This is a genomic window from Synergistaceae bacterium DZ-S4, assembly GCA_025943965.1.
GTDB classification, from domain to species: Bacteria; Synergistota; Synergistia; order Synergistales; family Synergistaceae; genus Caenicola; species Caenicola nitritireducens.
This window is the reverse complement of the sequence record JAPCWD010000008.1, coordinates 14,574-37,672: the sequence shown is the minus strand read 5'-3', so window position 1 is coordinate 37,672 and position 23,099 is coordinate 14,574. Positions and strand designations below refer to the sequence as shown.

General features: G+C 51.4%; 20 protein-coding genes and 1 tRNA gene. All 21 read right to left on the bottom strand.

What is annotated here, in order from left to right:
• Positions 1 to 8: 8 nt before the first annotated feature.
• The 21 genes from OLM33_06385 to OLM33_06285 all read right to left on the bottom strand — a co-directional run bounded on the left by OLM33_06385 (position 9) and on the right by OLM33_06285 (position 23,051).
• Positions 9 to 545, bottom strand: coding sequence for a DUF4416 family protein (locus tag OLM33_06385; protein ID MCW1713297.1), 537 nt, complete (start codon positions 543 to 545; stop codon positions 9 to 11).
• A complete protein-coding gene (gene ftsY, locus OLM33_06380; GenBank protein ID MCW1713296.1) occupies positions 538 to 1,467 on the bottom strand; it encodes a signal recognition particle-docking protein FtsY in 930 nt (309 codons plus the stop codon). The genes OLM33_06385 and ftsY overlap by 8 nt, the downstream gene beginning before the upstream one ends.
• Before the next feature lie 12 nt (positions 1,468 to 1,479).
• On the bottom strand, positions 1,480 to 2,748 hold the full coding sequence (ricT, locus tag OLM33_06375; protein MCW1713295.1) for a regulatory iron-sulfur-containing complex subunit RicT: 1,269 nt from the start codon (positions 2,746 to 2,748) through the stop codon (positions 1,480 to 1,482).
• Positions 2,720 to 3,463: a hypothetical protein gene (locus OLM33_06370; protein ID MCW1713294.1), complete on the bottom strand. Its 744-nt coding sequence runs from the start codon at positions 3,461 to 3,463 to the stop codon at positions 2,720 to 2,722. The genes ricT and OLM33_06370 overlap by 29 nt, the downstream gene beginning before the upstream one ends.
• The gene (gene tmk / locus OLM33_06365) at positions 3,453 to 4,073 is read right to left on the bottom strand and encodes a dTMP kinase (protein MCW1713293.1); all 621 of its coding nucleotides are present in this window, start codon (positions 4,071 to 4,073) and stop codon (positions 3,453 to 3,455) included. Before tmk ends, OLM33_06370 begins: the two co-directional genes overlap by 11 nt.
• A 70-nt stretch (positions 4,074 to 4,143) precedes the next feature.
• Positions 4,144 to 4,240: transfer RNA gene (locus OLM33_06360), tRNA-Sec, on the bottom strand.
• A gap of 46 nt (positions 4,241 to 4,286) precedes the next feature.
• Positions 4,287 to 5,597, bottom strand: a complete 1,311-nt coding sequence (locus OLM33_06355) for a thymidine phosphorylase (protein ID MCW1713292.1) — start codon at positions 5,595 to 5,597, stop codon at positions 4,287 to 4,289.
• On the bottom strand, positions 5,594 to 6,415 hold the full coding sequence (locus OLM33_06350) for a purine-nucleoside phosphorylase (protein ID MCW1713291.1): 822 nt from the start codon (positions 6,413 to 6,415) through the stop codon (positions 5,594 to 5,596). Before OLM33_06350 ends, OLM33_06355 begins: the two co-directional genes overlap by 4 nt.
• 65 nt (positions 6,416 to 6,480) lie before the next feature.
• On the bottom strand, positions 6,481 to 7,407 hold the full coding sequence (locus tag OLM33_06345; GenBank protein ID MCW1713290.1) for a tyrosine-type recombinase/integrase: 927 nt from the start codon (positions 7,405 to 7,407) through the stop codon (positions 6,481 to 6,483).
• On the bottom strand, positions 7,397 to 7,936 hold the full coding sequence (locus OLM33_06340; GenBank protein MCW1713289.1) for an NUDIX hydrolase: 540 nt from the start codon (positions 7,934 to 7,936) through the stop codon (positions 7,397 to 7,399). The genes OLM33_06345 and OLM33_06340 overlap by 11 nt, the downstream gene beginning before the upstream one ends.
• 37 nt (positions 7,937 to 7,973) lie before the next feature.
• Complete coding sequence (gene fmt, locus OLM33_06335; protein MCW1713288.1) at positions 7,974 to 8,909, bottom strand: methionyl-tRNA formyltransferase; 936 nt, start codon at positions 8,907 to 8,909, stop codon at positions 7,974 to 7,976.
• The gene (gene def, locus OLM33_06330) at positions 8,909 to 9,400 is read right to left on the bottom strand and encodes a peptide deformylase (protein MCW1713287.1); all 492 of its coding nucleotides are present in this window, start codon (positions 9,398 to 9,400) and stop codon (positions 8,909 to 8,911) included. The genes fmt and def overlap by 1 nt, the downstream gene beginning before the upstream one ends.
• A gap of 216 nt (positions 9,401 to 9,616) precedes the next feature.
• On the bottom strand, positions 9,617 to 11,167 hold the full coding sequence (locus tag OLM33_06325) for a S1 RNA-binding domain-containing protein (protein ID MCW1713286.1): 1,551 nt from the start codon (positions 11,165 to 11,167) through the stop codon (positions 9,617 to 9,619).
• A 17-nt stretch (positions 11,168 to 11,184) separates the two neighbouring features.
• Positions 11,185 to 12,018: a 4-hydroxy-3-methylbut-2-enyl diphosphate reductase gene (ispH, locus tag OLM33_06320; GenBank protein ID MCW1713285.1), complete on the bottom strand. Its 834-nt coding sequence runs from the start codon at positions 12,016 to 12,018 to the stop codon at positions 11,185 to 11,187.
• A 1-nt stretch (position 12,019) separates the two neighbouring features.
• Positions 12,020 to 12,982 (bottom strand): tRNA (adenosine(37)-N6)-dimethylallyltransferase MiaA, encoded by a 963-nt coding sequence (gene miaA / locus OLM33_06315; GenBank protein MCW1713284.1) that lies wholly within the window; start codon positions 12,980 to 12,982, stop codon positions 12,020 to 12,022.
• On the bottom strand, positions 12,979 to 14,703 hold the full coding sequence (gene mutL, locus OLM33_06310; protein ID MCW1713283.1) for a DNA mismatch repair endonuclease MutL: 1,725 nt from the start codon (positions 14,701 to 14,703) through the stop codon (positions 12,979 to 12,981). Before mutL ends, miaA begins: the two co-directional genes overlap by 4 nt.
• Positions 14,700 to 17,282 carry a DNA mismatch repair protein MutS gene (gene mutS, locus OLM33_06305; protein MCW1713282.1) on the bottom strand — a complete coding sequence of 861 codons (2,583 nt, stop codon included), beginning with the start codon at positions 17,280 to 17,282 and terminating at the stop codon, positions 14,700 to 14,702. Before mutS ends, mutL begins: the two co-directional genes overlap by 4 nt.
• 2 nt (positions 17,283 to 17,284) lie before the next feature.
• Positions 17,285 to 17,701, bottom strand: a complete 417-nt coding sequence (gene ruvX / locus OLM33_06300) for a Holliday junction resolvase RuvX (GenBank protein MCW1713281.1) — start codon at positions 17,699 to 17,701, stop codon at positions 17,285 to 17,287.
• A 4-nt stretch (positions 17,702 to 17,705) separates the two neighbouring features.
• Positions 17,706 to 20,360 (bottom strand): alanine--tRNA ligase, encoded by a 2,655-nt coding sequence (alaS, locus tag OLM33_06295; protein MCW1713280.1) that lies wholly within the window; start codon positions 20,358 to 20,360, stop codon positions 17,706 to 17,708.
• 160 nt (positions 20,361 to 20,520) lie between these two features.
• Positions 20,521 to 21,816, bottom strand: coding sequence for an amidohydrolase (locus OLM33_06290; GenBank protein MCW1713279.1), 1,296 nt, complete (start codon positions 21,814 to 21,816; stop codon positions 20,521 to 20,523).
• Positions 21,801 to 23,051: an adenosylhomocysteinase gene (locus OLM33_06285; GenBank protein MCW1713278.1), complete on the bottom strand. Its 1,251-nt coding sequence runs from the start codon at positions 23,049 to 23,051 to the stop codon at positions 21,801 to 21,803. Before OLM33_06285 ends, OLM33_06290 begins: the two co-directional genes overlap by 16 nt.
• Positions 23,052 to 23,099 lie beyond the last annotated feature (48 nt).

Here is a 23,099-nt window from a genome sequence, read left to right as displayed (position 1 = left end):
ATTACCCCCTACATTCCAACAGAGTTCTTTTCTCTTTTCCAGTCCTCCCGGACAGTCTCGAGCCACTCAAAGTATGCTCCGCTTTTAAAATCGGGAAATGTGTAGAAGAAGCTTTCCCATTTGCCTTTTCTTCTGCACAGTGTTACCTCTGCAAAGATACCGTCCCTGAGATATATCCTGTGTGCCTGTCCCTTGGTAGATGCCAGAAGCAGCCTTGCTCCGTCTATGGTACCCGGGTCAAGGTTGACCCTTCTTGAAGCCCCTGTTTCCTTTTCCAGCCTGCACGTCATTATCTTCCAGTCCGGGAGCTCAGACATGGTAAAAAGCCCCGGATAGGAAAAGAAACACCTGTCCAGATCCGGAGCGATATCTTCATAATAGTTGGTCCATGTGAAGGGGATAAACGGGCTTATCCGTTCAGGCTCTCCCCAGACATCAGCGAGAAGTCCGCTCGCAGTCTCGAATACCTCCGTTTCCCCTCTGGGGACCAAAAGGGCAACTATCTTCTTGACTTGTGGGTCCCTGGGATGCCTGCCTTCAATCATTGCCTTCCGAGTCAAGGAGCGTATCTATGAAAGTCTTAGGATCGAAAAGCTGGAGATCGTCGATGCCTTCACCCAACCCCACATATCTTATCGGCATACCGAGTTTTTCGGCGATAGCCAGAACTATCCCGCCTTTGGAGGTGTTGTCGAATTTTGTCAGAACTACACCGGTAACGGGCATCACCTTGCTGAAAGTCTCCGCCTGCATGAAACCGTTCTGGCCCGTCACTGCGTCAAGAACTATGAGGACTTCCGCCGGACCTTCCGGGATCTCGCGCTTCACTATGCGGTAAACCTTGGCAAGTTCTTCCATCAGGTTGGATTTTGTATGGAGCCTTCCCGCGGTGTCTGCTATGACCACATCATAATTTCCGGCTTTTGCAGCCATGATGGCATCAAAGACCACCGCGGCAGGATCGCTGTCCTGGCTTTGGGCTATTACGCGGACTTCTGTCCTCTCGCCCCAAGCTTTAAGCTGTTCAATGGCTGCAGCTCTGAACGTATCGGCGGCGGCAAGAAGGACCTTCCTGCCATCCTTCTTCAGCTGGGCAGCCAGTTTTCCCGATGTTGTCGTCTTTCCGCTTCCATTGACTCCGATCATGAGTATGACCGCAGGCTGACTGCTTATATCAAGGGCAGCACCCATTCCCTTGACATTCTTGAGCTGCTGGACAAGCAGATCAGAAAAAACCGCCCTGAGCTCTGAGGTCCTTGATATCCTTCCGTCTATTGCCTTCTGTTTCAGCCTTTCGATCAGTTTTTCAGTCAGATCTATGCCGACATCACCAAGAATAAGCAATTCTTCAAGTTCTTCCCAGAAGCGGTCAGAAATTGGTTCATCCGAAAATAGGTTGGATATGCCCTGTGTCCACTTGTTTCCGGTGTTCTTGAGCTTTTGGGCCAGGTTTTTAAAAAGATCCAAAGTGCTTCCCTCCTACTCTTCGGGTATCGATCTCTCGGTTTTCTTTGCCCCGGATCTTCTCCGCCTTGGACGCCTTGGTTTTTCCCTTGCAATACCTTGTTTTTCGACTTCCTTTTCTTTTACCTGGATCATCTGCGGAAGTTTTTTCACATGCTCTTTTCTGTCCGGTTCAACATGCTGTTCTTTTTGTGCAGCAGGGAGTTTTCTGGGCCTTCTCTTCTTTTTGTTTGGCTTGCTCCCCCCCTCAGGGCCTTCTGCTGTATCCTGTTTCTCATTTCGTCTCTCTCTCCTGCCGTCATCTTTATCTTTGCGCATTTTTGAGCCTGACCCGCCAAAGATCTCTGGCAGCTCACTGTGCGGCCTGAGCGGCAGCATGTTATCCTTCTCTTCCTCTATTATCCAGTCCTTGCCTGAGACAATAGTCTCTTTGAATTCAGCGAACCGGTCTATCGGTATCCTTATCTCTCCCCGTGACGGTATGTAGCACCGGACATTGTTAGTATGGACTTCCACTCCCGAGACGACGACATTGCCGCCCGGCGTCTTGATTTTAGTTCCCGGATTTGGCAGTTTTTCCCAAAGTTCCCTATATACGTTGTGTTCGTAACACATGCAGCACATAAGTCTTCCGCAGATCCCGGAGATCTTCGCCGGATTGAGAGCCAGGTTCTGCTCTTTTACCATCTTGATGCATATCGGCGCAAATTGGTTGAGCCAGTAACTGCAGCAGCAGGGTTGCCCGCAGGGACCGAGTCCCCTGATGATCTTGGCCTCATCCCTCACTCCGATCTGCCTAAGTTCGATCCTTGTCTTGAACTCTCTTGCCAGGTCGCGTACATAGGCCCTGAAGTCCACCCTCTGCTCAGATGAAAAATAGAAAAAGAGTTTTCTCCGCTGCCTCAGAAACTCAACGTCGATCAGCTTCATCTCAAGCTCATGCGGTTTGAGCAGTTCTATCGCACTTTTTAATATTTCCCGTTCTTCCTCCCTGTATTCCTCTGCCATTCGAATATCTTCGTCTGTGGCAAACGAAATGAACGAAAGGTCTGTAACAAGGGGTTCAGATGTCTTTGATGAAGAATCTCCGTGTTCAGAAGCATTTCTCAGAAGCCTGTATTCTCCCTCCTGTTCAGGGGTAAGGAGACCGGCGACCACAGCCGTCTCCTCTCCTCTGTAAGATTCGACCACAATTGTCGTACCTTTTTCGATCGTTTCGTCAGAACTGTATGCTAAAATGCCAAGGTACCTTGGCTTACCGAATATTGCCAAATATTTGTTCACAGGGAATACCCTCCTTGACGACCATATAGGTCAGATCCTGGATCATTGGGACAGAAAGCCTTTTTGATCCCATCAGCCTTACAAGAGAATCCAGCTCTGCCGCCCTTTTAAAATTTCCTTTTTCTGTCAAATGCCGGATCCAACTCCCTATTTCAAGACAGAGTATTTCAGGATCCTTTTTTCTCCCGTCCGCGATCCACTCAGCCCATTCTTCGGGCGATCCGGGATGAGGCCTTGCCTGCGCCATTTCTGCAGGCAGATCTATCCTGACAGACCAGACGCGGCTTTTTATTGTCGGTATCAGCTTGTCTTCCTCAGAAACGAAGAGGATGCATCCGTGTTCGGGAGGTTCTTCAGTAAGTTTAAGAAGGCTGTTGGAAGCCTCCAAAGACAATTTATCGGCAGACCATATAACTGCCATCCTTCGGTCCGAAACCAGTGGGTGCAGCGCGAGTTCACCCTGAAGCGTCCTGCAGTCGTCTATGGATGGGGGTTCAAGATGCCTGCCGGCTTGTACCAGATCCGGATGAGCACCGTCCTTCCAGACAGGACTGTCTCCGAGGATAAGTTTGCCGTAATTTTCGACAAACATTTTCTGTATGGTCTCAGGCAGGACCACAGCAACAGACTGGGGACACCTTTTCATCCCGACAGCCGCGACTATTTCTTTCCACCCCTGAGAGGCTTCCAGAACTGCCAAAGAGTCATTTATCACTCAGGATCCTCCTTGATGAAACCAACCTGACCATCTTCTCAAATATTTCTTCTGAGCTTTCCGAACTGCACTCTATTACGAGCCACCTTTCGGGGTCCCGTTTAGAAAGGGCAAGATATCCCTCCCTGATCTTTTCCATAAAGGAACTGCCCTCGTTCTCAAATGAATCCGGGTTGCCCCTCGACCTGACCCTTTTCAGCGCTCTTTCGGGCTGTATGTCGAAAAGGATCGTGATATCCGGTACAGGAAAAGACGAAAGCCTCGCCAGCTCGTCAAATATGTGAAGCGGCAGGCCCCTTCCCCATATCTGGTAGGCGAGCGTTGAATCATGATACCTTTCGCATACAACATCCTTTCCGGCATCTATGGCAGGCTGAATGACAGAAGCAACATGCTCGGCCCTGTCAAGCATAAAGAGGTATGCTTCGCTCCATTTATGCTTCAAAGAGCCGCTTACGGCGATCTCCCTCAGAACAGAACCGCCCGGCCAGCCTCCGGGCTCCCTCGTCAGGATCACATCGCGCGCCTTCTCTTCTGAAAGCCATTTCGAGAAGAGAGCCGCCTGTGTTGACTTTCCTGAACCATCGATCCCCTCAAAGGTTATGAACATGATATCCCACCTTTACGAGAATTTATAATAACACAAAAAGCCCCGCACTGAGTGCAGGGCATTATCAACATGGCGGAGGCGTGTGCGAATCGAACACACCGGGACCGGCGTTACCGACCCCCACCGGATTTGAAGTCCGGGCTCAGCACCAGCTGAAACTCGCCTCCATGTAGGCTTTCGTAGATTAGCAGAAAGGGCGCTGAATTTCAACTTTCAATATACCGTATCGAGGATGAGTTTTCTCTTTTCGGCCTTTTCGGAAACTTCCCAGCATTTTTCGAAACAGGCAAGCGAATCCTTAAGCTTGCTTTCGCTGTTGTAAAATATCCTTATCAGGACGTCGTTCCGGGAGATCCTGGATCCGACCTTATGCAAAAGCTGGATCGCCACCGATGGGTCGATGACATCCTCCTGGGTAAGACGGCCTCCGCCCAAAGTCCTGAGGCCTTCTCCGATGAGCAGTGCGTCAAGTTTTGAGAGATAACCGTCCCTTCCTGACCTGATCTCATAGGTGAAAGCAGCTTTGGGAAGCACTTTTTGAGGCTCCCTGATAACAGCACTGTCGCCGTTTTGCGCGGCTATCATCTCGCCGAATTTGTTGAGCGCTGATCCGTCGTCAAGCGCTTTTGAGGCGAGTTCCGCCCCTTCATAACGACTCTTTGCCCTTCCGGACATTTCAAGCATGGCAGCTCCCAGCGCTACGCACAGTTCACGGGTGTCGGAAGGGCCTCTTCCGGAGAGCACCTCTACAGCTTCATATACTTCCGCGGAGTTTCCCACCCATTCACCGAGGGGCTGTTCCATGTCCGTTATTACTGAAAGGCAGACCTTCCCGAGCTTTTTGGATACATCTGTCAGTTTGCCTGCAAGTTCCATTGCCCGCCCGGCATCACTCATAAAGGCTCCGCTGCCGCATTTGACGTCGAAGAGGTATCCGTATGCCCCGCCCGCCAGTTTCTTGCTGACGATGCTGGCGGTTATGAGGGGTATTGACGGCACAGTGCCTGTGACGTCCCTCAGCTTATAAAATTTGCCCTCAGCCGGGGCCAGTTTCAGGGAGTGCCCTGAGACAGCGCAGCCGATAGTATTGACCTGCTCCCTGAAACGGTCGTCGCTGAGGTGCATGTCCATGCCGGGAATAGACTCAAGCTTGTCGATAGTTCCTCCGGTAAATCCGAGTCCGGGTCCGCTCAGCTTGGATATCCGGGAGCCGCATGCGGCAACCAGCGGGACGAGGACCAGTGTAGTCTTATCTCCCACTCCCCCGGTGCTGTGTTTGTCTATGATCCTGTCTTCCGGCGGATATGTGAGGGTCTCGCCGGAAAGAGCGAGGGCCATTGTAAAGTGCATCAGCTCATCATCGTCAAGGCCGTTCAGAAAAGCGGCCATAAGCCACGCAGATATCTGATAGTCAGGCATTTCTTTCCGCATAACAGAATCTACAAAAGCATGAAGTTCCTCACCGGTGTGTTTTCCGCAGTCCCTCTTCTTTTCGATGAACCCGATCCCGTTGAATGAAGTCATCTTATCTCCCTCAAAAAAGCAAAGATCAGCCTGCAAAGTGACTCAGAGCTTCCTTTTATTGTGTCCAGGACCTCTTGGTGAGCCAGTTTATTTTTTGAAATTCCCGCAGCCGCGTTTGCAACGCAGGAAATTCCGCAGACTCTGATCCCCATATGATTGGCAGCTATAACTTCCGGGACTGTCGACATCCCGACCAGATCGGCACCCAATGTTTTTGCCATCCGTATCTCGGCCGGCGTTTCGAAGGATGGTCCCGAAAATGCTATGTACACACCTCTGTCCAGTCTTATATTTTCTGCTTTTGCCGCCGTCTCGAGCTTTATGATATATTCCTTGTCGTAAGCTTCCGTCATGTCAGGGAAACGTGGCCCGATCTCGTCGTCGTTCTCTCCGATCAGTGGATTCGTTCCCATAAAGTTGATGTGGTCTTCAATGGCAACTATTCCGCCCGGAGGGATATCTTCATTGATCCCGCCGGAAGCGTTCGTCACGACCAGAGTTTTTATTCCCAGGCGGCCGAGAACTCTCACGGGAAGGACGACCTCTTCCATCGTGTAGCCTTCGTAGTAATGAACGCGTCCCTGCATTATCACGACATTGACCCCTTCAAGTTTTCCGAATACGAGTTTTCCTGCGTGTCCCGGAGCTGTCGAGCGTGGCCAGAAGGGGATATCGTCGTAGCGGATCACTTTCGGTCCTTCAACGCTCTCCGCAACACTTCCCAGACCCGAACCAAGAATGATGGCAACATCAGGCATTGTGCTTATCTTTCCTGACAGGGATCTGACCGCCTCAGACAATTTTTCTGAATAGAGCATCGCTTTTCACTCCTTGATGTCATCTGTGCATTATTGAATATGATCCATTTGAAGCAGGCTGTGGTTCAGTTTTCCTCTTCGGTCCCGCTCCTCGGGAAAAATTTGTCATAAAGATCTCTGACCTCAAGATCCAGATGTGTGTATTTCTCAGTCGTCAGTATTGAGGAATGTCCGAGCAATTCCTGCAATGTCCGCTGGTCCATCCCTTTTCTCAGCAGGTGTGTGGCAAATGTGTGTCTCAGGACATGAGGATGGAGGCGCGATGGAGATATGCCGGCCTGGTTTCCCCTTTTACGGAGCAGCCTCCAGAGAAACTCCCTGCTCATTTTTCTTCCTGATTTTGTCAGGAGGAGCCATGGTTCCCTGTACCTGTCAAGTTTGGGCCTGTGGTCGTCGATGTATTCATCTACAGCTTTCCTGACACCGCCGACATAGGGGACACATCTCTCCTTGTCACCCTTGCCTCTGGTGAAGATAAGGCCTCCGCCTCTGTCAATGTCCTTCAGTTTCAGGGAGCAGAGCTCTGATGCCCTCATCCCCGTTCCGTATGCGAGTTCGATCGCTGTCCTGTCTCTTTTGCCCAGGGGAGTCCCGTCCTCGCAGCAGTTTATGAGCCTCTGTATCTCACCCTCCGTCATTATCTGAGGGAGGATCCTGTCCCTTGCGGGGAGCGGATCCAGGATCGGCATTTTCTCTGTGATGCCGTCGTATACCAGATATCTTGCAAAGGAGTTAAGCACTGCGGCGTTCCTCTGGACTGTGCTTTTAGACATGCCCCTGGCAGACTGTTCACGGAGGAACCGCGCGATATTGTCCGGATTGAGGAGCATAGGGTCAGATCCCATCCTTTTGCAGTGAGAATACCACTGTCCAAGGTCTGATGCGTAGGCCTTCAGCGTATTATCGCTGCAGCCTCTCTCAAGCATGATATAGTCCCTGAAACTGCCGAGGGTATTCTGAAAAACGGAGCCATCCGATGCATCAAATCGCATTTTCTTCTGCCTTTTTTGCCGCCAGCCAGCAATAAGCCATGATAGTCTTTCCGTCTTTGATCTCTCCGGAGTCGATCATAGCTTTCATTTCGGGGATGGTAAAATTATGTACCTTTATAAATTCGTCATCGTCTTCTGCCAGTTTTGACGGTTCAAGATCAGTGGCGTAGAAGAATATTATCTTTTCTGTCGAATAACCCGGGGAAGTATAGAACTCGAAGATCTTTTCTATGTTGCCCGGTTTGTATCCGATCTCTTCCTGAAGTTCTCTCACCGCAGTCTCTGCAGGGTCTTCGCCAGGTTCTATCAGGCCTGCCGGTATCTCGTAGAGGTCCTCGTCAACGGCATGCCTGTACTGGCATACAAGGGAAACGGTCCCGTCAGAATGTACGGGAAGGACCGTGACAGCGGATTTATGTTTCACTACCTCCCTTATCTTTTCGCATCCGGAAGGAAATAGGACACGGTCAATGTTGAGATCGAGTATCGCACCCGAATAAATGTTCTCCGTGTTTATTATGTTTCTCAAGGCATGTCTCTGAATGTTTTCCACAGCTTTCAGCTCCTCAGTCAAGTTTATCGCCGAGCTTCATCCTGCTTCCTCTCAGCCACTCGTCGGCGCTGCGAACATTCTTTCCCTCCGGTTGTACATGCAGCAATTGAAGTGAGCTTTCCCCGCATGCAATGACAGGAAAGCCGTCAAAGACACCGACCAACTCACCGGGCATACCTGAAGCCGAGGCAGGCATCGCCTTGTGTATCCTAAGCCTCTTTCCTTCGTGGAAGCAGTATGTTCCCGGCGCGTCTGCCAAAGCTCTTATCCTGTTGAATATTTCCCGTGAACTGGCTTCCCATTCTATTTTTCCCTCTGATTTTTCAATTTTAGGAGCTGTTGAAACACCTTCTTCCGGCTGAGGTACAAAAACCCAGTTTTCTGCCGGGATATCCAGCAAATACTCAAGCAGTTTTTCACAGCCTGCAGTGCATGTCTTCTTGAGCAGGGAAGGAGTGTCGTCCTCCATGCCGACCCTTACGGGTATCCGGGCAAGGACGGGACCTGAATCCATTCCCTCATCCAGCCTGAATATCGTGACTCCCGTTACTTCCAGTCCGTCCATTAAAGCCCTTTGAACAGGCGCGGACCCCCTGTACGCGGGAAGGAGCGAAGGATGTATGTTAATGCATCCAAGCTGAGCCATGCTCAGAAGAGGTTCTTTTATAATATGTCCGAAATCAATGACAAGAATAAGATCTGGAACATTTATTCCTATCCATTCCAGAGTCTCCTTGTCAGCAGAAAGTTTTTCCGTTGTCCGCATCTTTATGCCAAGCTCCTCAGCTTTTTCGAATACGGGGGTATTCTGCAGCCTGAGTCCTCTTCCTGAAGGCCTTGGCGCATTCGTAATCACCCATTCGGGCCTTGCCTTTCCGGCAATAATAGATAAACACTCAGCAGCGAATCTACCGGAACCGCAGAAACCGAAGCGAAGCATCCCGGCCATTACTGCTCCTTTGCCTGTTTTGCGATCTTCTTTTTTAGGAACTGCCTTTTTAGGGGCGAGACCCTGTCTATAAGAAGCTTGCCGTTAAGATGGTCGATCTCATGGGAGAAGACGCATGCCAGAAATCCATCGATCTCTTTTTCCTCATACTCACCCTTTTCATTCTGCCAACGCACCTTTATCTTCTCCGGGGAATCCACTTTTTCATATATGCCGGGGAAACTCAAACAGCCCTCTTCAACGGTTTTAGATCCCTCTTTTTCGACTATCACAGGGTTTATAAGGACAAATTTTTCTCCGTTATACTCTATGACCGCGATCTTTTTGGGCATGCCGACCTGTGGTCCGGCAAGGCCTACGCCATCGGAGACATGCATAGTCTCCCACATGTCTTCGACCAGATCAGCCAACACTTCATCGAAAGATGTTATTTCTTCTGTTGGCTCCCTTAGAATCGGATCCGGATAGACGCATATATTTCTGACTGTCATCAGAACTCCTCCAAATCTGTTAAAAAATCATCACAACGGTTTTCCGTATGCTTGGGCCAGAAAAAAACCGTGATATTTTCTGACGGCTATAAGCGGGAAAGTCCCACCGTGATCTCGATACCTTTGCATTTACAATAAGTATTTTAACAGAAAATCCCCATGCCTCTCATAAAAGGCATGGGGATAATGATCTTTATTGCGGAGATCCGGAACAAGCTACTCCTGATCTTCTGCCTGCTTTAAAAATTCTCCTATCGTCACGTTTGTCTCTTCCTGGGGAAGCTGGTTGTCGTTCCTTTTCTTTTCGACATCAGAACGGCGGCGGCGGGGACGGTCCTCTTTCTGTCCCTCAGTGTGCTGAGCCTCTTCTGTCTTTGGCTTCCTCAGCGGCTCTTCATGGGCGGGACGGAGGCTAAGGCGCATCCTGCGTTCCGACGGATTCACGTCGAGTATTCTTGCCGTCACTTCCTGTCCCTCGGAAAGCACTTCTCTGGGGTTTTCTATCCTCTGCTGGCTGACCTGAGAAATGTGGATCAGACCTTCTATGCCGTCTTCCAGTTCGACGAAGGCCCCGAAGTCCGCTATCCTTACTACCTTGACAGGAACTTCCATATCCTTCTTGTATTTCTCCGCTACATCCTTCCATGGATCGGTAAGCTGCTTATAGCCCAGGCTGATGCGTTTGCGGTCCTGGTCGACCTCAAGCACGGAGACTTCTATCTTCTGTCCCTTCCTGAGGACTTCCTTAGGATGCTTGATCCTTGTCCAGCTGAGATCGCCTATGTGTATAAGCCCCTCTACTCCCGGTTCTATCTCTACAAAAGCACCGAATTCTGTCAGGTTGGAAACCGTACCCTCTACGACTACTCCGGGTTTCCAGCGTTCAGCCGCTGTTTCCCAGGGGTCGGACTGAGTCTGTCTCAGACTGAGGGAGATCCTGTTGTTCTCCTTATCGATGCCGATCACCTTTACCTTGATGTGATCGCCCTTTGAGACAACGTCCTTGGCCTTGGCATTGCGCTGCCATGAGAGTTCGCTGACGTGAACAAGACCTTCCATCGCACCGAGATTTACAAAAACACCGAAAGAGGTGATGCTGCTGACATCTCCTTCAAGTATGTCACCTTCGCTGACCTGATCATAGAATGACTGCCTGATCTCTGCCATCTCAGCTTCCATAAGGCTGCGGCGAGATAGAACAAGACGGCGCTTGCGGCGGTCTTTCTCTATCAGCTTTACCTGGAAATCCTGTTCAAGCAGACGGGCGGGATTCAGGGTACGTCCGTCTTCGGCAAGGTGTGAGATGGGAATGAAGCCCTCTATCCCGTAGCAGCTTACGATAAGGCCGCCCTTGACCTTGCGGAGTCCCTTTACAGTAACAGTTTCATTCTTTGCCGCTTCTTCCTCAAGCTTGTTCCAGCGTTCGTCAAACTCGCAGCGCCAACGGCTCAGGCTGAGCTGTGCATCTTCGCCCTGGCTGATATTTGTGATCTGCACCCTGACTTTTTCGCCGTTTTGGGGTTCCTCTGTCTCTTCTACGAGAACCTTATGCGTCCACTCTTTGCGCGGGAGGAATCCCTCGCATTTGTAGCCGACATCGACAAGCCATCCGTCTTCACGAGCGTCAACGATCGTGCCTTCAAGGATCTTTCCGCGATGAAAATCACCCATCACGTCAAACTGCTGCATCATTTCTTCCATTGTTTCTTCTTTTTCCGGTGCTGCCTGTGTTTCAAGTCCGTCTTCTGTGCGAAGCTCGTCAACCATACCCAACATCCTCCTGCTTACATCATGTTTAATTTTTGTATCAGTTCTTTTATCAGCCAGTCAGGAGTGCTTCCTCCCGCGGCTATGCCTATATCATCCCTGTTTTGCAGCCACCCCCTGTCGATCTCTCCGGCATGTTCGATCCAAAGCGTGGAGACTCCCACATCCATGGATATTTCAGCTAATTTTTTTGTATTGGCGCTGTTGCGGCCCCCGAGTATTATCATCCCGTCGACCTTTGAAGCAAGCCTGCAGACAGAATCCTGCCTTGCAAGCGTAGCTTTGCAAATCGTATTATACACCTTGATCTCAGGTGATACTTTAATAAAAGAACCAACGAGCGCAACAAACGAACCAACTTTTTGGGTCGTCTGGCTCAGGATGCCGCACCTTCGTCCTTTTAAGTTGTCCGGAATGCCTTCCTCTGATGAGACAACGGCTACTTCGCCTTCAACATAGCCCATTATCCCCCTGACTTCCGGGTGATGCCTGTCCCCCGATATTACCACAACATAGCCCTCGGAAGAAAGGTCTTTTGCCCTTTTTTGAGCAGTTTTGACAAAGGGACAGGTCCCGTCGACCACTTTTCTGCATTTTTTCATCAGTATATCAGCCTGCAAAGGAGTCACGCCATGGGCCCTTATAAACGCGACAGAACCGGCAGGGACCTCTTCGGCGGATTCGACTACGACAAGCCCCATTCCCGTCAGCCTGTGGGTCTCCTGAGGATTGTGTATGGGGCTTCCGAGGGAGTAGACTGTGCCGGAACGGAGAAGTTCCTCTTCAAGCTTTGATATTGCCCTTCTGACACCGAAACAAAGTCCGGTCGGGTCTGCTATGTGGATCTTCAATTCAGCATCTGCTTTCTTGTTCCAAATGCCTGATGCAATGTGGCATCACATCATCCATTGCCTCGGTCATTTCATATTTGTCAAAATCATACCACATGGCCGGCCCAAAATGCTTGAACCATGTCATCTGCCTTCTCGAAAAGGCTTTTGTTGATCTGATGTCGCCTTCAAGCGCCTCTTCATAGGTGGAGTTCCCTTTGACATACCGCACCAGTTCCCTGTAACCAAACCCCTGAAGTGCCGGAAGTTTTGGGGAGTATCCCCTGGAGAGGAGCCATTCGACCTCTTCCGGGTATCCGTTCTCAAACTGTTCCCTGACCCTCCGTGCGATGTTATCGTATAGATTTGTCCTCGCCCTGATAAGCCCTATGTAAAATATGTCATAACACGATTCCATTTTTGACTGGTTTTGGTACCACCATGTGGCATTCCTGCCGGTTATCCTGAATATTTCGAGGGCTCTCATGGTCCTTACAGGATCGTTGGGGTGTATCTTTTCTGCCGCCGCAGGATCTATGGAACGTAACTCATTGTGGAGCTCCGCGAGGCCCTTTTCCTTTATTTCATCTTCCAGTGCGCGTCTCACTTCTTCGTCCTTTGGGAGGTCTTCGGAGAGTGCCCCGCAGAGGGCTTTATAATAGAAAGGGGTGCCTCCGATCAGAAGCGGGGTCTTCCTCCTCTTCCTGATCCTTTCGATCGCATCTGCTGCCTGGAACGCAAAATCTGCCGCAGAATAGACCTGATCAGGGTCGGCCACATCAATAAGATGATGCGGTATATGCCGTCTTGTCTCATGCGAGACCTTGTCGGTTCCTACGTCAAGGTAACGGTAGACTTGTCTTGAATCTACGGAAATGACCTCAGCATCGAGTTTTTCTGCCAATCCAAGGCTGAATTTTGTCTTTCCGACTGCGGTCGGCCCTATTATTGCAATTACCGGTACCTTTTTATCCTTTTCCGTCATCTTTCAAACCAGTCCTCAAGTTTTTTCTCTTCTATCAGAAAGATCGTAGGCCTGCCGTGAGGGCAGGTAAATGGCACAGAGCATCTTTCAAGCCTTTCAAGCAGCGCTTCCGCCTCTTCCCTTTCGAACCTCCTGCCGAGCTTTACTGCATCCCTGCACGCAAGTCTGGCCATCCTCCACCAGACTTCCCTGTCCCGCTTGTCGGGATCCTTTTCACATTCGATCCCCCTCAGTGCGGAACGAAGCATATCAAGCGGAGAGAGCCTGGCTTTGCCTCTCAGCAGAGGCACTCCGGCGAGACGGTCACCGTCAAAAGAAAAGGCAAGTTCATCAAGCTCGGCATGGTAAATTTTGATCTCGGACAGCAGTGCGGCAGGCACCTCAAGAGTCATGGTCAGCTGCTGCAAAGCTATCCCGTCTTTGAAAGAGCCAGCGATCTCTTCGTACAAGATCCTCTCGTGGGCTGCATGGGGATCGATTATCGCGAGACCGTTCGGAAAATCAAAGATCAGGAATCCCTTGGCTGACTGGCCAATATAATTGCGGACGTTTTTTTCGGCACTGATCTCACTCGGGGGGTCCGCCGCCATGAAAAGTGTATCATCCGGCGATGCAACCCTGTCCGAAGGCATGCCTGAAACCGGTTTCCATGGTGCGGTGCTGAATATCGGGTCAGTTCTGTCAAACCATTTCTTCTCACCGGTCTCAGGACCGGAGAACGGCCTATCTCCCACATCAGTGACGGGCCGCCCGGAAGAGACCGAGAATCTTCGGGCAAATATTTTTCGGGCAGTATCCAGAGTCAGTTTATATATATCTCCAGAGTTTTTAAATCTTACTTCTTCCTTTGTCGGGTGAATGTTTACATCGTGGTCCTCAGGAGGAAGGTCCACTATGACAAGCCATTCGCCATATGCCGCCGAATCTCCGCCGCATATCGCAGACCTGATCGTGCTGTCCTGTATCCTCCTGCCGTTCACAAAAGTCGTGACTGATGTCCGCCTGCTGTCCGGGATGGGATCCCACCACATCCTGATTGAGGTCAGGTTCAATGATGTGGCTGAGCTGTATATAGGGGAATCCTCTCCCCACCGCCTGAGAAGGGCCTTATCTACGCTTCCCGGAGGCAGAAGCTCCAGTATTCTTTTGCCGTCTGAGAAGACTCTGAAAGTCAGTTCCGGGCATATTAGGGCATAGTCATTGACCACCTGGAGTATTCTCCTGAGCTCGGCAGACGCCGTCTTGAGGAATTTACGCCTTGCGGGAAGGTTGAAGAAGAGGTCGTCCACACGGATCATCGTTCCTGTCCGGCATGGGCTCTCCGTGTGGAGGATGATCTCTCCGCCCTCGCATCTAACGATGCCTCCGGTCTCGGAATCTGCCGTTCTGCTCCTTATCTCCATCCTGCTGACGGCAGCTACGCTTGAAAGAGCCTCTCCCCTGTATCCCAGTGTGGTTATGCTCTCCAGATCGTCAAGTGTCGATATTTTGCTTGTGGCATATCTTTCAAGCGCAAGCGGGAGCTCTTCGAACGGTATGCCGCATCCGTCGTCCTCTATTGCGAATGAAGCCTTTCCGCCCTGTTCGATATGAAGCGTTATAGTCCGGGCAGAGGCATCTATAGAGTTTTCGATTAGCTCCTTAGCCACTGAAGAGGGCCTTTCAATGACCTCCCCTGCCGCTATCCTGCTCGCTACTTCGCTGTCCAGTCTCTTTATCATTTCAGGTCCAGCACCTTCCGGCTCTCTTTCCTGAGCCTGTAAATAAGCTGAAGAGCCTCCATCGGGGTCATCTGATCCGGTTCGGAGGCTGCAAGTTCCTCAAGTACAGCTTCATAACTTACGTCAAAAAGCCTGATCTGCCTCTCCTCGGATGAGGGTACAAAGGATCCGGAGCCGTCAGCAGACGACTCAAAACCCGCCAGAAGCTCCTTTGATCTTCTGAGCACTATCGAGGGAACTCCGGCCAGCCGAGCGACCTCAATACCGTATGAGCGGTCTGAGGGGGACTCGACCACTTTATGGAGGAACGTCACACCGTCCTTTGTCTCTTCGACCGCCATGCTGAGGTTGGTGACGCCGGGCAGCATATCAGCCAGCCTGGTCAGCTCGTGGTAATGTGTGGCGAAGAGCACCGCAGCCCTTCTGCCCTCCTGGCCCTGCAAATATTCTATGACCGACCATGCGATGCTCAGCCCGTCGTATGTAGAGGTCCCCCTGCCTACTTCGTCAAGTATGACAAGGCTTCTGTCTGTGGCATGCCTTAGGATGTTCGCCGTCTCAACCATCTCGACCATGAATGTGCTCTGCCCCCTGGCAAGTTCGTCCCTCGCGCCGATGCGCGTGAAGAGACGGTCGATCATTCCTATCCTGGCATTCTCGGCTGGGACGAAGGAACCCATCTGGGCCATTATGGCTATAAGGGCTGCCATCCTGAGATATGTCGATTTTCCCGCCATGTTGGGGCCTGTGATTATGGCGATCCTCCTGCCGGAAGATTCACTGAGGGACAGGTCGTTCGGCGTAAATGGATGCCTTCCGAGCATCACCTCAATAACGGGGTGCCTTCCGTTTTTTACAGTAAAGTCCGTGCTTCTGTCTATGACGGGACGGACATAGCGCCTCTCAGATGCGATATCGGCAAGGGAGCAGAAAACATCAGCGAATGCGATGAATTTAGCAGCGGCCAGTATCTCAGTGCTTTTTGAAAGGGTGGTCTCCAGAAGTTCTCCGTAGAGCCTCTCCTCAATGGCAAGCATTTCCTCCTCTGCGCTGAACATCTCTTTTTCAAATATTTTGAGCTCCTCAGTAATGAAGCGCTCGGCATTCACAAGCGTCTGTTTCCTTATGTACTCCCGGGGGACCCTGTCAAGGCCTCCTCTTGGAATTTCAATGTAGTAGCCGAAGACCTTGTTGACTCCCGCCTTTAGGTTCTTTATCCCGGTCCTTTGCCTCTCTTCTTCCTCAAACCTTTCCAGCCATGCCGATGAGTGCGCGGCCTTATCTCTCCATTCGTCAAGTCCGGAGTCATAGCCGTCCCTTATGACCCCTCCATCCCTTACAAAACGTGGAACAGAGTCTGCAAGGGCAGAACCGAGAAGTGATGCCAGGCTTTCAAGAAGGTCTATCCCGTCAGTCCATAAGGAGAGTCTTTTTCTCCCGGACATCAGATATACCAGGTCGGGAAGGGCGTTCAACGTCTCCCTGACAGTCAGCAGGTCATAAGGCGATCCCATTTTGAGGGTCAGTCTGCTTATTGCCTTTTCCATATCGCCGCAAGATGAGAGCAGATGGCCCATCCTTGAACGGAACGAACCGTCGGTCACCAGTTCTTCAATTGCGTCTGCCCTTTTATTGATAAGATCGATATCCCGCAGCGGGGATAGTATCCACTCTTTGAGCATCCTCTTTCCCATCGCGGTACGGCATCTGTTAAGGACGGCAAAGAGTGAAATGTCAGACGGTTCGGTAAGTTCAAGATTGCTTACGGTGTTTCTGTCGAGGATCATGTATTCTTCGGGAAGAAGCGGGATCAGCTGCGTGACGTGCAGTGCCTTTGAGAACTGGGTCTCCTCAAGATATCTGAGGGCAGCCGCGGCCGCTCCGCAGGCCGGATCTCTGTCATCCAGCCCCATGGAATTCATGGTCGCTATGCCCCATTTTCTGCACAGCCACTCTGAAGAGGTCCTTATATCGAACTCTCCCCTCTCCCTTTCGACAATGCTGATCTTTGTGCATTCCGGATAGAACTCTTTCAGATTTTCTGCCTGTCCGTTTTTGACAAGTATTTCCGCGGGACGGAAAGAGGAGAAGAGCGATATGGCCTCTTCGATCCTGAATGTTCCGGCTTTCAGTGTCCCCGTTGCTGTTGTGAGGAGCGCGACAGACACGTTTTTACCGTCGAACAGGCATGCCGCGAGGCTGCCGTCGGAATCGCTTCCCTCGGAGAGCCACGTTCCGGGCGTTACGAGCCTGGTGACTTCCCTTTGGACGAGGTTTCTGCCGTCAGGGATCGTGACCTGTTCGCAGATGGCCACCCTGTATCCGGCCGAAACGAGTTTTGCAAGGTAGGAATCTACAGAATGGAAGGGCACTCCTGCCATCGGTATGGCATTTTCGGATTCCTTTGATCTTGAAGTTAGGGCAATATCAAGCACCGTAGATGCGGTATGGGCATCTTCGAAGAACATCTCATAAAAATCGCCCATGCGGAAAAAGAGAAGAGAGTCAGGATACTGCTCTTTCCAATAAACATACTGCTCCAGCATGGGGGTCATTTTGGTCCCCTGCGGGATCTGCAATTTTATATTTCCCTCCTCCGGTCGAGGTAACTCTGAAGAAGAATGGAAGCCGCGATCTTGTCCACCTTCCCCTTACGTCCCTTCCTTGAAACGTCGCCTTCCAGAAGGGACTGCTGCGCTATCACAGTTGTGAACCTTTCATCCCAGAATATGATCTCAACTGAGGGGTGCCTCTCCCTGATGCTTTCGGCAACGGCCCTGATGTGTTCAGCCTCAGGGCCTTCATTTCCCCCGGTCCTGAGAGGCAGCCCTACAAGAAGTTTGGTCGTCATGTAGCCGTCCATTATCTTTTTCAGTTCCTCTATCCAGTCGTCCTTGGCGATCAAAACGGTAAGCGCCTGGGCAAAGCTGCCAAACGGGTCGCTTACCGCCACTCCGATCCTTACTGACCCTATGTCGACCGCAACGATCCTGTCCAAACGGTCAGCTCCCTGACTTCGACGCGAGCCTTGCGAAGATATCCGGTGCTTTGCTGATAGCTTCGCCGAGCCTGCCTGCGTCAGGAGCCCTGCCCTGAGCGAGCGTCGGCTTTCCGCCGCCTCTTCCTCCGATGAGGTCGGCTATCTCCCTGAGGAATTCGTCTGCCCTGATCCCTTTTGAGACAGCCTCTTCACTCGCCATTGAGGTCAGAGTTACGTGCTTCTCTTCTCCTATGCCCGCAAGCATGATCACAGCCACGGGGTATTTTTGTTTTATCCTGTCTCCTACCTGCCTGAGCAGATCGGGGTTCATGTTCTCAAATTTTTCCATGATGAGGTCTACGCCGTTTGCGGTCGCGCAGGGCCTGATGCTCTCCTCTATGTCGGAGAGGGCTGCTTTGACCTGAAGTTCTCTGTTCTTCCTCTCAAGTATCTTCTTTTCGTCGAGCAGATCCTCGACCCTGCTGAGGATGGAATCAAGGTCTTCTCCCAGCATGGATGCCAGTGTTCCGGACAATGTGCTGAAGCGCTGGAAGGTCTCAAGCGCGTTTTGTCCGGTTATGGCGTTTATGCGCCTCACGCCGGAGCCGATCCCCTCTTCGCGCATTATCTTGACCACGCCGATCTCACCAGTGGCTTTGACATGCGTTCCTCCGCAAAGTTCAGTTGAGTATCCCGGAATCTCAAGCACTCTGACCTCGTCACCGTACTTTTCGTCGAAGAGGGCCTTTGCTCCGGTCTTTTTCGCCTCTTCTATCTGCATTACGGTCGTTTTAACCGGGAGGTCAAGAAGCACCTGCTCATATACTATCGACTCGATCTCCCGTATCTGGTCGTCTGTAAGGGGAGCGAAGTGGTTGAAGTCAAACCTTAAGAAAGTAGGAGTTACTATCGATCCGGCCTGACGCACATGCTGGCCAAGCACCTTTGAGAGAGCCTCGTGTATAAGGTGCGTCGCTGTGTGGTGTCTCTGTATGTTCCTTCTTCTTGCCGCGTCAATGGATGCGGTTACGGGCTGGTTCTTCTTAAGGCTCCCCTTCAGCAGCCTGCCTCTGTGAACGATAAAGTCATTCACGGGATAAATGGTGTCCTCTACCTCGAAGATCGCATTTTCGGCGGTCAAAACTCCCGTATCCCCTACCTGTCCGCCCTTTTCGGCGTAGAAGGGTGTATCTGAAAGGATGATGTCCGCGGTCTCTCCCTCGGATATGAACTCCTTTTCTTTGCCTTCTGATATGATCGCCCTGATCTCAGAGTCACTGGTCACGGTGTCATACCCACAGAAGCTGCTCGGTCCTATTTTGTCGGCTATCTCAGTATAGGCGTTTTTGGAAATGATCGAACTGGTCTGCTTACTTGAAGCCCTGGCGCGTTCGCGCTGGTCTTCCATCGACCTGTCAAATCCGTCCTTGTCTACTTTTATATCGACTTCAGCGCACATTTCCTCGGTCAGTTCGAGAGGGAATCCGTAAGTGTCGTACAGTACGAATGCCACGCTTCCAGGCAGTGTGCTTACGGAGCTCTTTTTGAGCTTGGCTATCTCTGAATCAAGCAGGTCGCTTCCCTGTGACAGAGTCTTTGAGAAACGCTCTTCCTCCGTTTTGAGTATCTGCTCGATAGCGCATGCCTGTTCAGTCAGTTCTGTATACTCATCTCCGATGGAGTTTCTGACTGACTGCAGAAGTTCGGTAAGGAAGGGTCTTTCGATCCCCAGAAGCCTGCCGTAGCGGGCGCTCCTTCGGATCAGGCGTCTCAGCACATACCCGCCACCATCGTTTGTGGGCAGTATTCCATCCGCTATCATAAATGCAGAAGCCCTTATGTGATCGGAAATTACCTTTACAGCCATGTCGCTTTTTGGATCAGCTCCATACTTGACACCGCTGAGCTCACATGCCTTGTCGATTATCGGACGGAAGAGGTCTGTCTCGAAATCGTTTGGAACTCTCTGTACAACAGAAGAGAGTCGCTCCAGTCCCATTCCGGTGTCGATGTTTTTGTTGGGAAGCGGTGTGAGGTTGCCTGCCTCATCCCTGTTGTACTGCATGAAGACAAGGTTCCATATCTCAAGATAACGGTCGCAGTCGCATCCCACTCCGCATGTCGGTTTTCCGCATGAGAAGGAGGGGCCCTGGTCATATATTATTTCCGAGCATGGTCCGCATGGGCCTACCGGTCCGGCAGCCCAGAAGTTATCATCCGCACCGAGCCTGACGATCCTGTTTTCGGGGAGCCCGACCTTGTCGCGCCAGATATCATGGGCCTCGTCGTCGTCAAGGTAGATCGTCGCATAAAGCCTGTCCGGCTCAAGTCCGACCCTCTCCGTAAGGAATTCCCAGGCCCACGGGATGATCTCCTCTTTGAAATAATCCCCAAAGCTGAAGTTGCCCAGCATTTCGAAAAAGGTGTGATGTCTCGCCGTGCGTCCCACATTTTCAATATCATTAGTCCTGACGCACTTCTGTGCGGTAGTGGCTCTCTTTACCTCGGGGGTCTTCAGTCCCAGGAAATACTGCTTGAAAGGGACCATCCCCGCTATGGTGAAAAGCAGAGTTGGATCATCGGGTACCAGCGAGAAGCTGCGATACCTTTTGCATCCCTTCTCCTCAAAATAAGAAAGAAATAGTTCCCTTAGTTCTTTTCCGCTCCTGTACTGCATATAAGTGCCCCCTGTAATTATAGATTGAAGCCGTACCCTTCATGGTGATCAGAAAGGCGGCCTGCAGGTAAATTAAAAACATCAAATTATTATAAGCGGATCTGTGCCATTTGTGCCAGATCCGCTTTGAAAAAAATCGGTTATTGGCCAGATCCTGCCATCAGCGCCCGGTAAGTTTCCTGCGGGCCTCTGTTGCTTCGGTTATGATCCTCTCTCTGTCGGTAAAGACAAAATCTCCGTCTTTATACAGCATTTTGCCAGCAACTACGGTCCCTCTCACATCTGAAGAGGATCCTGCGTATACAAGGAATCCCGGCAGGTTTTCACTGTCCCATCCCACATAATGAGGCCGATCCAGATCTATCAGTATCATATCGGCCCTGTAGCCTTCCCTTATAAGCCCGACATCCCTGAACCCGAGTCCTATGGCTCCGTTTACTGTGGCCATCCTGAACGCTTCGACCGAGGCAACAAGGGTCGGGTCTTTAACGATGCCCTTCTGTGTGAGCGCGGCGAAACGAAGCTCGTCCCATATGTCGAGCCTGTTGTTGCTTGCGGCTCCGTCAGTCCCAAGGGCGACCCTGACTCCTGCTTTAAGGAATGCCGGAAGAGGAGCAACGCCGCTGCCAAGCTTGAGGTTGCTTTTGGGGTTATGGGCAAAGGTGACGTTGTCCCGCGCATAGAAGGCGGAAGCCTCCGGTCTTACCCACACGCAGTGTGCAAGCAGGAGGTTGGGGACATCGATCATACCTGTCTCTGAAAGGTATTCTTCGGGCGTTATTTTGCCCTCAAGACCGCTTATGCTCCATTCAGAAGATGTTTCAAGCCAGTGGAGCTGAACGCCCAGGCCGGTATCCTTCGCTGTCTTCGCGATCTCTTTCATAAGTTCCTGAGGTACAGTGTAGGGTGCGTGGGGCCCAAGCTGGACATTTATCAGTCCGTCTTTACCGTTGAAGTCATCCGCAAGCCTGAGGTTTTCCTTCAGTTTGCTTCGGTCGCTGTCACCGACTATACCCCTTGATAACCCGCACCTCATACCGCATTCGAGTGCCGCCTCAGCGACCCTGTCCATGAAGAAATACATGTCGGCGAAGCATGTTGTGCCTGTCGAGAGCATCTCCAGTATCGCGAGCTTGGTGCCGGCCTTTACAAGATCCCCGTCAAGCCCGTTCTCGACAGGCCAGATCCTTTCCTGCAGCCATTCCATGAGCGGAAGCTCTTCTCCGAGGCCTCTGAGAAGGGTCATTGCGGCATGTCCGTGTGCATTTACAAACCCCGGGATAAGCGCTGTCCTTCCCCTTCCCTCGTATGCGCAGCCTGAACTCAGCGTTCCGGCAGGGAGTATTGATGAGATCCGGTCCCCTTCTGTGATTACGTCGCATCTCTCCGCCAACGTCCTTTCGGCATCCCAGACCACTACATCCCTGTACTGCTGCTTCATCATGCCTCTCTCCATGCAGCCAGATATTCCTTCTGCTCCTGAGTGAGTTGTTCGATGTTGATGCCGAGCGACTCAAGCTTCAGTTCTGCCACACGGCAGTCGAGTTCCGCAGGGACGTTGTAGAGCCCCGGTCCCAGCTTGTGGTCGCTGATGTAAATGCATGAAAGGAGCTGCATTGCGAAACTCATATCCATTATCTCTACGGGGTGTCCGTCACCGGCGGCAAGATTGACAAGCCTTCCTTCGCCAAGCAGATGTATCCTCCTGCCGACAGGGAGAATATAGGTGCGTATATTGTCCCTGGTCTCCAGAACGTCTACTGCAAGCTCCGCAAGGTCGGGGATGCAGACCTCGACATCGAAGTGTCCGGCGTTGCACAGGAGCACTCCATCCTTCATGCGCATAAAGTGTTCTCTGCGGATGACCTTTGTGTTTCCCGTAACTGTTACGAAGACATCGCCTATCTTTGATGCGTCAAGCATGTCCATTACGTCAAATCCATCCATCAGCGCTTCAAGTGCCCTATGTGGATCGATTTCGACAACGATCACCCTGGCGCCGAGCCCAGCGGCCCTCTTCGCAGCTCCCTTTCCGCACCATCCGTATCCCGCTATGACAACGTTTTTGCCTGCGACGATCAGGTTGGTCGTCCTCAGTATTGCGTCCCAGACGGACTGTCCGGTCCCGTATCGGTTGTCGAAAAGGTATTTGCTCTGTGCGTCATTTACAGCAAGCATCGGGAAAGGGAGCAGCCCTTCGCACTGCATCGACCTGAGGCGCTTTATGCCTGTAGTAGTCTCCTCGCACCCGCCGAGCATCTGCGGGATGAGGTCCCTTCGTTTTTCTACTATCATCGAAACAACGTCTCCGCCGTCATCTATTATTATCTGAGGATCCCACCTGAGCATCTCCTCTATATTGTCGGAATATTCCTGAGAGGTCATCCCCCTCCTGCTGAATACGTGTATGCCTTCTTCGGCAAGCGCCGCGCATATCGCGTCCTGCGTTGAAAGGGGGTTGCTCCCGGCTGTGGCCACTGTCGCCCCGAGCCGGCTCATGACCTTGAGCAGGCAGGCTGTCTTTGCCTCAAGATGCAGGCAGCATCCTATGACAAGACCTTCAAGCGGCCTGTATTTTTCTTCCCTCTCGGCTATCAGTCTTAGTACAGGCATGTATTCCCATGCCCAGTCGATCCTTCTGCGGCCTTCCGGAGCCAGGCCTTTATCAGCTATTATGAATTCCTTTTTCACAATACAGCCTCCTTCCCGTCACTCTTTTCTTAACGATAAATAAAAACT